This window comes from Burkholderia sp. FERM BP-3421 (assembly GCF_028657905.1).
Classification (GTDB): domain Bacteria; phylum Pseudomonadota; class Gammaproteobacteria; order Burkholderiales; family Burkholderiaceae; genus Burkholderia.
The window spans coordinates 2,706,640-2,719,732 of sequence record NZ_CP117782.1; the positions used below are offsets into that span (position 1 = coordinate 2,706,640).

The window sequence follows — 13,093 nt, forward strand, 5'->3', positions numbered from 1 at the left end:
TGGAACCGATTTACTCACCAGCCATATAGAAAAAAGGTACAGGGTCGAATGCGAGCAGATTCATATGGATACCAACCTCTTTATGTCAAGTTGGCGAAGCGAATCGAATATGCGATTCAAGTGGGCGCCTACTCGCCGGGGGATCGTTTGCCGTCGTTGAGGAAATGCGCACAAGATCATTCCGTCTCGCTGTCGACGGTTCTGGAGGCCTATCGGAGTCTCGAGGACGCGCGACTGATCGAATGCCGCCCCAAGGCCGGGCATTTCGTGTCCGTTCCGCTGCATCGGGCCTCGGAGACCGAGGTCGGCGCCTTGCCCGCGTGGTCGGCGGCGGTGGAAGTCGCGACCTTGATCGAGACGATGATGCGCTCCACGACCGTCCCCCATCTGGTTTCGTTTGGATCGGGGTACCCCGCGTGCGACCTGATGCAGGCCGAGATGAGGCGCGCCATGCTGCATGCCGTGCAACGCGGCGGCAGGGCGCCGGGATACGATCCGACGACGCCCGGGGAGGATGCGCTGCGCAAGGCCATCGCGCGACGAACCTTGACGATGGGATGCGCGCTCGATCCCCGCGAGATCATCCTGACGACCGGCGCAACCGAATCGGTCAGCTTGTGCCTGATGGCCGTGACCCGGCCCGGAGACACGGTGGCGGTGGAGTCGCCCACCTCGTTCGGCTTCCTGCGAACCCTGGGCGTGCTGGGGCTCAGCGTCCTGGAGATCCCCTCTCATCCCACGCACGGGCTGTCCGTCGATGCGCTGGCGCTCGCGTTGCGCACCAACCGCGTGAGCGCCGTGCTGGCGACGCCGACGCTGGCGAATCCGACGGGTACGTGCATGCCGCTCGCGGAACGCGAACGCCTGGTGCAGTTGCTGGCGCGGGATGAGATTCCGTTGATCGAAGACGTGATCTACAACGACCTGGTCCACGACGACGTGTACCGCCGAGCGGTGAAGTCGTATGACAAGACGGGAACCGTGCTGCTGTGCGGCTCCTATTCGAAAACGATCTCGCCCGGATTGCGGGTGGGCTGGCTGTCCGCCGGTGCGTTCGCCACGCGCATCCGCACGCTGAAATCCGCGATATCGGGCAGCAATTGCCTGATCAACGAGCTGGCGCTCGCCGAACTGCTCGCGGAGTCCCACTACAATCGGCGGCTCCGCGCGCTGCATCAGGCGTATTGCAAGAGCCGCGTCGAAGCCCGGCGCATCATCGCGCGCGCCTTTCCAAAGGGGACGCGCGTGAATGATCCGATCGGAGGATCAATACTGTGGGTCGAATTGCCGGGGGAATTGGATTCGCTCGCGCTTTTCAAGGCGTGCCTTCAGGAGCAAATCCTGATCGCCCCGGGCACGATGTTCAGCGTCTCCGATTCATATCGACACTGCTTTCGGATCAGTGTGCCGCGGCTGTGGGAAAACGTGCATGGCCGGGCATTGGCGCGAATCGGAGAAATCAGCTTCGATTTATTGACTCGGGGAATTCCGTGAATTTCGTGAATTCCGGGATTCCCGATTTATTCGATCGTCCGCGTTTCCATTACCCATTCGCTTAAAATCGCAACACGCATCAGTCAATCCCGGAGAATCCGCGGATTTAACGCGCGGCCGAACGGTTCCAATGCGCGCATTCCGTCACGAGCGAACGGCTTTCGATAAACGGCTTTCGATATATCGCGCGGTTGTCCCGCGAGACAGGTATCGGGCAAGGCGGCCCGTGGGAGGCGGCCATCGATGCCGCCGAACCGAAGCGCCCGCGCGGCACCAGGCCCGGCGCCGCCACCGTCGGGCCGCCGCCCGCTCACCCCCGCCCCTTCCACGGCACGAGCCGGCGCTCGACCGCCCGCATCAGCAGGTCGAACGCCCACGCGATCACGCCGATGATGATGATCCCCATCACGACGACGTCGGTGCGCAGGAAGCTCGACGCATTGAGCACCATCTGTCCGAGCCCGGCCGTGGCCGCGACCATTTCCGCGGCGACCAGCGTGGTCCAGCCGAAGCCGATCGCGATCCGCAGGCCGGTGAGGATTTCCGGCTGCGCGGCGGGCAGCACCACGTGACGGACCACCTGCGCGAAGCTGCCGCCCAGCGAATACGCGGCATTGATCTGTTCGAGCGTCGCGCTCTTCACGCCGGCGCGCGCGGCCATCGCGATCGGCGCGAAGCAGGCGAGGAAGATCACGACCAGCTTGGCGGTCTCGTCGATGCCGAACCAGATCACCACGAGCGGCAGATACGCGAGCGGCGGCAAGGGCCGGTAGAACTCGAGCGGCGGATCGAGCAGCCCGCGCGCGATGCGGCTCACGCCCATCAGGATCCCGGTCGGCACGCCGACCACCACCGCCAGCGCGAACGCGCCGAACACGCGCAGCGCGCTCCAGCCCAGGTGCTGCGCGAGCGGCAGGCCGCCCTGGATCCGCCCATGCCACGCATCGACGAACGCGCGCCACACCGCGTCCGGCGGCGGCAGGAACAGCGGCGGCAGCCATTGCCAGCGCGTCGCGGCCCACCACAGCACGGCCAGCCCCGCCACCGATGCGACGCTGAGCCCGGCCGTGGCGCCCTCGCCCGGCACCCGATAGCGTCGTTGCCGCCCGCGCCGCGCGTCCGCCCGGCCGCGCGCGTCCCGCCTCTCTTCCGCGAACCGCGGGTGCTCCACGACCGCATCCCGTCCGCTCATGCCGCCGCCTCCATCGGTTCGCGCCGGTGCAGGCGCTCGATCAGCCGCTCGCGCCATTCAATGAATTCCGCCGACGACTTCACCGCGCGCGCATCGCGCGTCTCCACGTAACGACGCGCGAACGGCAGGTCATAGGTTTCCGCGATCCGTCCCGGCCCCGGCGTCATCACCACCAGCCGCGTCGCGAGAAACAGCGCCTCCTCGACGCCGTGCGTGATGAAGAACACCGTGTTGCGGGTCCGCGCCCACAGGTCGAGCACCAGCTCCTGCATCGCCTCGCGCGTCATCGCGTCGAGCGCCCCCATCGGCTCGTCCATCAGCAGCACGCCCGGATCGCCCGCCAGCGCGCGGGCGATCCCCACCCGCTGCTGCATCCCGCCCGACAGCTCGTAGACGCGCGCATGCGCATGTCGTTCGAGCCCGACGAGCGCAAGCATGCGGCGCGCCCGCGCCTCCCGCTCGGCTTTCGGCACCTGCCGAAAACGCAGGCCGAGCGCGACGTTGCCCAGCACGTCGAGCCACGGCAGCAGCGCATATTTCTGGAACACGACGCCGCGCTCCGCGCCCGGCCCCGTGACGGGCGCGCCATCGATCAGCACGTCGCCCTCGGTCGGCGCGACGAAGCCCGCGATGCAGTTGAGCAGGGTCGTCTTGCCGCACCCCGACGCCCCCAGCGCCACCACGAACTCGCCCGCCTCGATGCGCAGATCAACCCCGGCCAGCGCCTGCGTGCCGGCCTGGCCGCGCGCGCCCGGATACGCGACGGACAGTCGCCGAATCTCCAGCCTGCTCATGTTGACCTCCCCCGCGCTCAGCGCGCGGCCGCCTTCTGGACGAACCGCGGGTCGACGCCCGCCGAATAATCGGGCAGCACGGCCTGGATCGTGCCCTGCGCCTTGAGGAACGCCGCCGTCGCCGCGAGCGACTTCGCCGCGCCCGACTGCGCGCCGCCGCCCAGCCAGACGTTCGAGGCCTGCTCGGCCGGCGTCGGGAAGGCGTACAGCGCGAGGCTCGCCGGCACGTCGGGCAGGTTCGCCCCCGACACTTTCGCGACCGCCGCCGCCTGCGCCGAGCCGACGCCCCAGGCCGCCGGCCGCGCGCGGTAGTCCGCGTCGGCCGCCGCCAGCACCTTGACGAAGCGCGCGACGAACTCGGGATTGTCGCGCGCGAACGCGCGGCTCACCACGAAGCCGTCGAAGGTCGCCTTGCCGGTCTGTTTCGCGATCTGCCCCGACGTGGTCAGCACCCGCCCGCTCTGCTTCACCTTCGCGAGCACCGGGTCCCAGATGTAGGTCGCGTCGATGTCGCCGCGCGCCCACGCCGCCGCGACCTCGGGGGGGCGCAGGTTCACGATCTTCACGTCGTTCGGGTTCACGCCCGCGTTTTGCAGCGCGACCAGCGTGTGGAAATGCGAAGTCGACACGTAGGGCACGCCGATCTTGCGGCCCTTCAGGCCCGCGATGCTCGTCACGCCCGAGCCGTCGCGCGCGACCAGCGCCTCGGCGTCGTTGATGTTGTCGAGGATCCAGAACAGCGAGATGTCGAGCCCCTGCGACAAGCCGGCCGCGATCGGGCTCGATCCCGCCTCGCCCAGCTGCACCGAGCCCGACGCGAGCGCGCGGATCACGTCCGCGCCGCTGTCGAGCTTGCGGAACGTGACCTTGTAGCCGGTCGCCTTCTCGACTTCACCGCTCGCCTGCGCATAGCGCCACGGCACCACCATGTCCTGGTACGCGATCACCACTTCGCGCGGCCCGGCGTGCGCGGCCGGCGCGGCCACGGCGGATGCGACGACCGTCAGCGCGGCCGCCGCGAGGCGAATCAATCGGGAACGCTGCATGGTACTTCTCTCCTGTCGGTGCGGCAAAAAGGCTTCCGACTATAGGAGGTTTGAAACCGCGGGGTTCCAATTAATCCTGCGATGCTATTGATGCCGTTGGCGCTTTGCTTTCCCTGTTCGATTGGATGCGCCGCGCGATCGGGCCGGCAAAGCCGCGCCGCAGCGACGCTCACGCGTGCGCGAACGCCGCCGCGAGCGCGTCGACCACCACCCGCACGCGCGCCGCGCGCGCCAGGTCGCGATGCAGGACCAGCCACGCCTCGTAGTCGGCCGCCCGGCGCGCCTCCGGCCAGACCCGCACGAGCGCCGGATCGCGGCGCGCGAGATAGACGGGCAGTTCGCCGAGCGCCAGCCCCGCGCGCACGAAAGTCGCGAGCATCAGGCTCGAATCCAGTTCGGCCGCCACCCGGGCGTGCGCGATCGACTCGCCCACGAGCGTGCCGTCCTGCCGCTCGGTCACGCCCGCCTGGTACAGCGCGATGTCGTGGCCCGCGAGCCCGTCGCCCGCGCGCGGCGCGCCGCGCGCGTCGAGGTAGCCGCGCGTCGCGTACAGCCCGACCTCCCACTGCGCGAGCCGGCGCACGATCAGTTCGCCCTGGGCCGGACGCACGGTGCGGATCGCGATGTCGGCCTCGCGGCGCGACAGGTCGAGAAGCCGCCGGGTCGTCGTCAGGATCACGCGCACGTCCGGGTGGGCCTCGCGCAGCGACGCGATCGCCGGCGTCACGAAATCGACCGCGAGCGCATCGGTGGTGGTGACCCGCACCTCGCCCGCGATCCGTTCGTCGAGTTGCTCCGCGCGCCGCTCGAACGACAGCGCGAGGCGCTCCATCGCCGCGCCCGCGTCGCGCGCCTGCCGGCCCGCGTCGGTCAGCGCCTCGCCGCCGCGCGTGCGCAGGAACAGGGTCGCGCCGAGCCGCGCCTCGAGCGCGGCCAGGCGGCGCCCGACCGTCGTCTGGTCGATCCCGAGCGTGCGTCCCGCGCCCGACAGCGAACCCGCGCGGCAGATCGCGAGAAAGATCCGCAGGTCGTCCCAGTTCCCGTTCGTCATCGCTTTCGTTTCTCGTCGTTCAGGCGTTTTTGCATGTGCCTCGTGCATTTCCATGCATTTTCACACGAGCACGACGCGCCTACGATGCGAGACCTTTTCACTCCGCCCTGCTCCCGCCATGCTCCATCCCTCCCTGATCCTGGTCGTCGCCGTGCTGAGCGTGTTCGGCCTGCTCGCCTCCGACGTCTACCTGCCGGCCATGCCCGCGATGGCCGTCGCGTTCGGCGTCGCCGACTGGCGGATGCCGCAGACCGTGTCCGTCTACCTGCTCGCGCTCGCGATCGCGCAACTCGGCTACGGGCCGCTGGCCGACCGCTGGGGCCGCAAGCCCGTGCTGATCGCCGGCATCCTGCTGTACATCGCCGGCTCGCTCGGCTGCGCGAGCGCCGCCGGCTTCATGCCGTTTCTCGCCTGGCGCGCGCTCGAAGCGCTCGGCGCGGCGGCCGGGCTCGTACTCGGCCGCACCATCATCGCGGACACCTGCGACACGCAGGCGGCCGCCCGCGTGTACGGCATCGTGTATCCGCTCGTATCCCTGTCGCCGGCGCTCGCGCCCGCGCTCGGCGCGCATCTCGCGCAGCGGTTCGGCTGGCGGGCCGACTTCGTCTTCGTCGCCGCGTTCGGTGCGCTCGCGCTGCTGCTCACGCTCGTTTATCTGCCGGAAACCCGTCGCGACGCATCGGGCGTCGATACGTCGGGCGTCGATACGCAGGGCGTCGACACGCCCCGCGCGCGCGCCGGCTTCGTCGCAGTGCTCACCGACCGCGACTTCATCCGCTACACGCTGGTCGTGTGCGCGATCTACGCCGCATGGTTCATCTACCTCACCCAGTCGCCGTTCCTGTTCGTACGGCTCGGCGTCGCGCCGACCACCGCCGGCTGGCTGTACCTGCCGCTCACGGGCGGCATCATCGCCGCCAACCTCGCCGCGAAGCGGCTGCTCGGCCGCCTGCCCTACGACGCGATCGTCGCGCTCGGCCTCGCGAGCTTCGCGCTCGGCGGCGCGGCGTTCGTCGTCTGCGCCGCGCTCGGGGTCGCGCAGGTCGCCGCGCTGGTGCTGCCGATGCTGCTCGTCAGCGTGGCGAACGGGTCGTCGCTGTCGCTCGCGGTGCCGGCCGCGATCGGCGCCCGGCACGGGCGGCCCGCGATCGCGTCGGGCCTCGTCGGCTGCTGCCAGATCGGCGGCGCATCGCTCGCCGCGTTCGGCGTGAGCGCGGGATTCGGGACGGGTCAGGGGGTGCTGGCGATGGCGATCGCCGTGTGTGCCGGGGTCGCGGGCGCAGCGGCGCTGTTCGGCGCGCGGCCATGCAAAAAGCCCGCATCGCTGCGGGCCTTTCTCGGTGCGGCGCAACGGAAACGCTGCGCGCGGCTTACACCACGCCGGCGCCGTGCGCCTGCAGATCCGCGTGATAGCTCGAACGCACCATCGCACCGACCGCCGCGTGCGTGAAGCCCATCTTGTACGCCTCTTCCTCGTACATCTTGAAGGTGTCCGGGTGCACGTACTCGCGCACCGGCAGGTGATGCTCGGACGGCTGCAGGTACTGGCCGATCGTCAGCATGTCGACGTCGTGCTCGCGCAGGTCGCGCATCACCTGGAGGATTTCCTCCGGCGTCTCGCCGAGACCGACCATCAGCCCCGACTTGGTCGCGACGTCCGGGTGCAGCGCCTTGAAATCCTTGAGCAGCTTGAGCGAGTGCGCGTAGTCCGAACCGGGGCGCGCTTCCTTGTAAAGGCGCGGCACCGTTTCGAGATTGTGGTTCATCACGTCGGGCGGCGCGGCGTTGAGGATCTGCAGCGCGCGATCGAGACGGCCGCGGAAATCCGGCGTGAGGATCTCGATTCGGGTCTCGGGCGAGTGCTCGCGCACCTGCCGGATGCACTCGACGAAATGGCCCGCGCCGCCGTCGCGCAGGTCGTCGCGGTCGACGCTCGTGATCACCACGTACTTGAGCCTGAGCGCGCCGATCGTGCGCGCGAGGTTCTTCGGCTCCTCGACGTCGAGCGGATCGGGGCGGCCGTGGCCGACGTCGCAGAACGGGCAGCGGCGCGTGCACTTGTCGCCCATGATCATGAAGGTCGCCGTCCCCTTGCCGAAGCACTCGCCGATGTTCGGGCAGCTCGCTTCCTCGCACACCGTATGCAGGTTGTGCTCGCGCAGGATCGTCTTGATCTCGTTGAAGCGCGAACTGCCGGTGGCCGCCTTCACGCGGATCCACTCCGGCTTCTTCAGCTTCTCGATCGGGATGATCTTGATCGGGATGCGCGCCGTCTTCGCCTGCGCCTTCTGCTTGGCGGTCGGATCGTAGGCGGCGGCCGGATCGGCCGATGCGGAGGTAGCGATAAGGTCAGTCATTCGATTGTTCCAGTGCCTGCGGCAATACGGCGGCCGCGGTTGCGCCGTCGAGGTTGGCGATCAGACGGGCCACCAGCGTGCGGGCGACCTCGTCCCAGCCGGCCGTCGCGCCCACGCTCGCCATGTCGACCGTTTCGAGCCCCGCGTAACCACAGGGGTTGATCGCGAGGAACGGCCGGAGGTCCATCTTCACGTTGAGGCTCAGGCCGTGATAGCTGCAGCCGTTGCGGATCTTGAGGCCCAGCGCCGCGATCTTGGCGCCCTCGTGAGGGCCGGATGCCACATAGATCCCGGGCGCGCCCGCCTTGCGAACCGACGCGAGATTATACGCCGCGAGGGTTTCCAGCACGGCATCCTCGATCCGGGTGACGAGCGTGCGCACCATCAGCTTGCGCCGCCGCAAGTCGAGCAGCAGGTAGACGACGATCTGGCCGGGGCCGTGATAGGTGATCTGCCCCCCCCGGTCGACCTTGACGAGCGGCACGCCGCTGTCGGCCACCAGCAGGTGGGCGGGGTCGCCCGCCTGGCCGAGCGTGTAGACGGGCGGATGCTCGACCACCCAGATTTCGTCGCCGCTGTCCGCCGTGCGCGCCTCGGTGAACGCGCGCATCGCATCGAAACTGACCGGGTAGGGCTCGACGCCGAGCCAGCGGACCGTGACGGGCGGCGGGGCGGAAACGGAGGGAGGGGGAACGACCGGCGAGGCAGACATGGGCGATAGTTTACCGAAATCCCACCCGCGCCGCCGGCCTATGAAGGGGACGAATCACCGGCCGCCGCGGCGGCCGATGGAGTCAGACCGTGCGCCAGTCGTCGCCGAACCAGCCGGCGACGCGCGCGAGCGCGCGCTTCACGCCCGACACGGCCGCCTGCCGCACCGGCAGCGCCACCGAGAACGCGACGCAGGCGCTTGCCCGGCCGTCGCTGCTGAGCCACAGGCGCTCGCCGCGGCGCAGCTTCAGGCCCTCGCCCGCCACCAGGAAGTAATCGTCGACATCGTCGCTGCGCGTGGCCCACACCACCCCGCCCTGCACGCTCAGCCGGGTGCTGCGCGCGACCCGCAGCGGAATCGTCTCGCCGGCCTGGATTTCGAAGGTAATGCTTGAGGAAATCTCTCTCATGACAGTCTCCGACAAATCTGCTTCAATGGCTCCAATCGTATATGGATCAACGACTTGCACCAAACGATCTATTTTCACCGCCTTGTGAGAAAAATTAGCAAATGGACTTACGCCAGCTGCCTGCGCTGAATGCGCTCCGGGTATTCGAGGCGGCCGCGCGCCACGGCAGTTTCTCGCGCGCGGCGGACGAGCTGTTCGTCACGCACGGCGCGGTGAGCCATCAGGTGCGCGCGCTGGAGTCGGACCTGGGCACGCCGCTGTTCCTGCGTCACGGCAGGCGCCTGCAGCTGACCGAGGCGGGCAGCCGCTATGCGCAGCAGGTGCGCACCGCGCTGATCATGCTCGCCGACGCGACCCGCGACGTGCGCGCGAGCGATCGCGAGCGGCGCCTCGTGGTGTCGATGCTGTCGTCGTTCGCCGCGCGCTGGCTGACGCCGCGGATCGGCCCCTTCATTGAACGGCATCCGGAAATCGATCTCGAATTGCAGTCGACCAACGTGCTCACCGATTTCTCGCGCGACGACGTCGACGCGGTGATCCGCTTCGGCACCGGCGACTATCCGGGGCTGTACGTGGAGCCCTTGCTCGAGGAGGCGTTTTTCCCGGTCTGCGCGCCGACCCTGAACGGCGGCGTGCTGCCGCGCACGCCCGCGGACCTGCCGCGCTACGCGCTGCTGCGCTCGAACGACGAGCTGTGGCGGCCGTGGTTCGACGCGGCGGGCCTCGATACGCTGACCGAACCGCGCCGCGGCGTGCTGTACCAGGATTCATCGAACCTGCTGCAGGCGGCGATCGACGGCCAGGGCATCGCGCTCGTGCGGCGCTCGCTGGCGATCCACGAGCTGGCGCTCGGACGGATCGTGCGCTTGTTCGATATCGATGGGCCGAGCCCGTGGCACTACTTCCTCGTGTGCCCGGAGCCGATGCTGCGCACCGCGCGGGTACAGGCGTTCCGGCGTTGGCTGCTGGAGGAGATCGCGCGCTTCAAGCTGGAGTGCGCGGGACTGGAGGCGCGGCGCGCGGCGGACGCCGCCGCGCGCCGGCAGGTATGACGCGCAGGATCAGAGCACGACCTTGACCATCGGATGGCCGGTGAGCGCGCGATAGATGGTGTCGAGCTGCGCCTGGCTCGTGGCCCGCACGGTGATCGTGAGGCCCGTGTAGTTGCCGCCGCTCGACACGCGCTCCTCGATCTTCTCGAGGTCGATTTCGTTGTCGTGCACGCTCACGACCTTGAAGATCGTGTCCTTGAACTCGGGATGCGCCTTGCCCATGATCTTGATCGGGAAGTCGCACGGGAACTCCAGCAGCGAGTCCTTGCGCGCCTCGATCGCGCCGGTCATTTCGACGGTCTTGGTGGGTTCGGTCATGGTGATACTCCGGCAAAAAGGTCAGACAGGTTCCAGCTCGCGCGTCTTCGCGCGCTGATAGGCCTCGTACAGCGCCGCGTAGACGGGCCCGGGCGTGCCGCCCTGCACGGGCAGATCGTCGAGCAGCGTCACGGGCAGGATTTCCTTGGTGGCCGACGTGATCATGATCTCGTCGGCCGCGCGCAGCTCGGCCTCGTTGATGTCGCGCGAGACGAACGGGATGCCGCATGCGTTCGCGAGCTCCTCGACGAGCGCGTAGCGGATCCCTTCGAGGATCTTGTTGCTGCGCGGCGGCGCGAGCAGCTCGCCGTTCTTCACGATCCAGACGTTGGCCGACGAGCATTCGGTGACGTGGCCGTCGCGCAGCTGGATCGTCTCGAACGCATCGTGCTCGACCGCATGCTGGGCCATCAGCACATTGCCGAGCAGCGACGTCGACTTGATGTCGCAATGGAGCCAGCGGCGATCCTCGGCGGTCACGCAGCGCACGCCGCGCGCGCGCACCTCGGCGCTCGGCAGGCTCAGCGGGCTGACCATCATGAACACGGTGGGCACGGCGCCCGCCGGAAACGCGTGGCCGCGCTTCGCGACGCCGCGCGTCACCTGGATGTAGACGAGCGCATGGCGGCCCTCGCCGAGCGCGGCGGCGTTCGCTTCGAGCGACGCGTCGATGAGCGCGCGCCAGCCGGCCTCGTCGTGCGGATTCTCGATGCCGATCTTCTTGAGGCTGCGTTCAAGGCGCGCGAGATGCTGCGCGATCCGGAACGGCGCGCGGCCGCCTTCATGCGCGTAGGCCGGCACGACCTCGTAGATGCCGTCGCCGAAGATGAAGCCGCGGTCGAGGACCGGAATGCGCGCCTCGGACAGCGGCACGCGTTGCACGTGAGACGACACGCTCAGGTAAACGACCGGATCGAAATCAGCTTGGCTCATGACGGTTGGGCTCGAGAAGGGATCGGAAGGAAGACTCCGCGTAGCTTACTTCTTTTTGCTGAACATCAGCAGGATCGAATCCCAGATCCGGCCGAGGAGGCCGGCTTCCGGCACGGCTTCGAGCGCGACGATCGGGAATTGCGCGAGCGTCTTGCCGTCGGCGACGAGCTTGACCGTCCCGACCTGCTGGCCTTGCGCGAGCGGCGCGATCAGCGGGGCGTTGAGATCGACTTCCGGCTTGACCTTGTCGCCCATGCCCTTCGGCACGGTGATCGACTGGTCCTTCAGCACGCCGACCTGGACCGTGTTGCTCTTGCCCTTGTAGATGCGCGGGGTTTCGATCGCCTGGCCGGCCTTGTAGAGGCGCACGGCGTCGAACGCGCTGTAGCCGTAGTTCAGCATCTTCATGCTGTCCTGGACGCGGTCGCTTTCCTTGACCTCGCCCATCATCACCGTGACGAGGCGGCGGTTGCCTTCCGACGCGCCCGGCAGCGGCCGCTTCGCGGACGCGATCAGGCAGAAGCCGGCTGCCTGGGTGTGGCCGGTCTTGAGGCCGTCGACGGTCGGATCGATCCAGAGCAGGCGATTGCGGTTCGGCTGCTTGATCTTGTTGTACGTGAATTCCTTGACCGAGAAGATGTTGTAGTAGTCGGGGAAATCGCGGATCAGATGGGTCGAGAGCGTCGCGAGGTCGTTGGCCGTCGTGTAGTGCTGCGGATCGGGCATGCCGTTCACGTCGGCGAAGCGGGTGCTCTTCATGCCGAGGCGCTGGGCTTCGGTGTTCATCATGTTGATGAACTGGGCTTCGCTGCCGCCGACCAGCTCGGCGAGCGCGATGGCCGCGTCGTTGCCGGACTGGATGATCATCCCGTAGACGAGGTCGTGCACCGAGACCGGCTTGTTGGCTTCGATGAACATGCGCGATTCGTCGCGGCCGACGCGGCGGACCGCCTCGCTCGGCGTGACGATCTGCTCCATCGAGATCTTCTTCGCGTCGAGGGCCTCGAACACCAGATAGGCGGTCATGAGCTTCGTGAGCGAGGCCGGCTCGATGCGCTCGTCGGCGTTGCCGGAGGCGAGGATCTGATTGCTGGACGCATCGACGAGGACCCACGAGCGCGCGTTGACGCCGGGCGGGGGCACGGCGCCGGGCATGAAGGTCGCGGGCGCGCCGGTCGGCTCGGCAGCGGCGGGCGCGGCGGGCGCCTTGGCCTTGGCGGCGGGCTTGGCTTCGGCGACGGCGATCGTCGACACGAGCGCGGCGGGCAGCGCGATGCCGAGGGCGACATTGCGGGCGGCGAGCGCGAGGGTGGTGGTGGAGGCGAGGGACGTGAGGCCGAAGGAAGACAAACGCATGGTCGATTCAGGCAGAAAGTGCAGCGCACGGGGTGCGCGGTTGAGAGCCGGGCGGCGGGCGTTTCGGCGTTCGCGGGAGGCGGAGCGGGCGAAACGCGCCGGTTGGACAGATCGCGGGACGATCGGTTCGCGGGCTGGGCGCACGGGAGGCGCGCGGGCCGCGGACCGGGCGGCGGATCCGGCCGGACCAGCCGGGCGGCGCTTGGAACCTGGGCATTATACGTGGGGTTGCGAGGCGAACCCGGGCGTGCGGCGGCGCCGGCAAGCAGGCCGATACGCGTCGCGACGCGTATCGGTCAACATCGGCCGAGATTATTGCGCATCGAAACGAAGGGGCCGAGGTTCGGCCCGGCCGATCCGGCTGCCGGGCGAAACGCCC

The 13,093-nt window shown here is 68.7% G+C and carries 13 protein-coding genes; 3 read left to right on the plus strand and 10 right to left on the minus strand.

Annotated features, from left to right (window positions below; translation table 11 throughout):
- The first annotated feature begins 120 nt into the window (after positions 1–120).
- Positions 121–1,494 (plus strand): aminotransferase-like domain-containing protein, encoded by a 1,374-nt coding sequence (locus Bsp3421_RS28195; protein WP_273999309.1) that lies wholly within the window; start codon positions 121–123, stop codon positions 1,492–1,494.
- 310 nt (positions 1,495–1,804) lie between these two features.
- Here Bsp3421_RS28195 and Bsp3421_RS28200 read toward each other — a convergent pair whose 3' ends face one another.
- The 4 genes from Bsp3421_RS28200 to Bsp3421_RS28215 form a co-directional block, all read right to left on the minus strand.
- Complete coding sequence (locus Bsp3421_RS28200) at positions 1,805–2,686, minus strand: ABC transporter permease subunit (RefSeq protein ID WP_273999310.1); 882 nt, start codon at positions 2,684–2,686, stop codon at positions 1,805–1,807.
- Positions 2,683–3,480 carry a taurine ABC transporter ATP-binding protein gene (locus Bsp3421_RS28205; protein ID WP_273999311.1) on the minus strand — a complete coding sequence of 266 codons (798 nt, stop codon included), beginning with the start codon at positions 3,478–3,480 and terminating at the stop codon, positions 2,683–2,685. Before Bsp3421_RS28205 ends, Bsp3421_RS28200 begins: the two co-directional genes overlap by 4 nt.
- A gap of 17 nt (positions 3,481–3,497) precedes the next feature.
- Positions 3,498–4,526 carry a taurine ABC transporter substrate-binding protein gene (gene tauA / locus Bsp3421_RS28210; RefSeq protein ID WP_273999312.1) on the minus strand — a complete coding sequence of 343 codons (1,029 nt, stop codon included), beginning with the start codon at positions 4,524–4,526 and terminating at the stop codon, positions 3,498–3,500.
- Positions 4,527–4,695: 169 nt separating this feature from the next.
- Positions 4,696–5,577 (minus strand): LysR family transcriptional regulator, encoded by an 882-nt coding sequence (locus Bsp3421_RS28215; RefSeq protein WP_273999313.1) that lies wholly within the window; start codon positions 5,575–5,577, stop codon positions 4,696–4,698.
- Between the two features lie 118 nt (positions 5,578–5,695).
- Between Bsp3421_RS28215 and Bsp3421_RS28220 the strand changes: the two genes are divergently transcribed.
- Entirely contained in the window at positions 5,696–7,027 is a 1,332-nt protein-coding gene (locus Bsp3421_RS28220) for an MFS transporter (protein WP_273999314.1), read from the plus strand.
- On the opposite strand, the gene lipA is transcribed toward Bsp3421_RS28220, so the two are convergent.
- The 3 genes from lipA to Bsp3421_RS28235 form a co-directional block, all read right to left on the minus strand.
- Positions 6,948–7,934 (minus strand): lipoyl synthase, encoded by a 987-nt coding sequence (lipA, locus tag Bsp3421_RS28225; RefSeq protein WP_273999315.1) that lies wholly within the window; start codon positions 7,932–7,934, stop codon positions 6,948–6,950. The two genes, Bsp3421_RS28220 and lipA, sit on opposite strands and share 80 nt — an antisense overlap.
- Positions 7,927–8,646, minus strand: coding sequence for a lipoyl(octanoyl) transferase LipB (gene lipB, locus Bsp3421_RS28230; protein ID WP_273999316.1), 720 nt, complete (start codon positions 8,644–8,646; stop codon positions 7,927–7,929). Before lipB ends, lipA begins: the two co-directional genes overlap by 8 nt.
- An 82-nt stretch (positions 8,647–8,728) precedes the next feature.
- Positions 8,729–9,055 (minus strand): DUF2917 domain-containing protein, encoded by a 327-nt coding sequence (locus Bsp3421_RS28235; RefSeq protein ID WP_273999317.1) that lies wholly within the window; start codon positions 9,053–9,055, stop codon positions 8,729–8,731.
- A gap of 101 nt (positions 9,056–9,156) precedes the next feature.
- Between Bsp3421_RS28235 and Bsp3421_RS28240 the strand changes: the two genes are divergently transcribed.
- On the plus strand, positions 9,157–10,107 hold the full coding sequence (locus Bsp3421_RS28240) for a transcriptional regulator GcvA (RefSeq protein WP_273999318.1): 951 nt from the start codon (positions 9,157–9,159) through the stop codon (positions 10,105–10,107).
- A gap of 9 nt (positions 10,108–10,116) precedes the next feature.
- Here Bsp3421_RS28240 and Bsp3421_RS28245 read toward each other — a convergent pair whose 3' ends face one another.
- From Bsp3421_RS28245 to Bsp3421_RS28255, 3 genes are read right to left on the minus strand one after another with little or no spacing between them, the layout of a single operon-like run.
- Positions 10,117–10,425 (minus strand): HP0495 family protein, encoded by a 309-nt coding sequence (locus Bsp3421_RS28245; RefSeq protein ID WP_273999319.1) that lies wholly within the window; start codon positions 10,423–10,425, stop codon positions 10,117–10,119.
- A gap of 21 nt (positions 10,426–10,446) precedes the next feature.
- A complete protein-coding gene (locus tag Bsp3421_RS28250) occupies positions 10,447–11,358 on the minus strand; it encodes a D-amino acid aminotransferase (protein WP_273999320.1) in 912 nt (303 codons plus the stop codon).
- A gap of 45 nt (positions 11,359–11,403) precedes the next feature.
- Positions 11,404–12,714 (minus strand): D-alanyl-D-alanine carboxypeptidase family protein, encoded by a 1,311-nt coding sequence (locus Bsp3421_RS28255; RefSeq protein WP_273999321.1) that lies wholly within the window; start codon positions 12,712–12,714, stop codon positions 11,404–11,406.
- Positions 12,715–13,093: the final 379 nt, after the last annotated feature.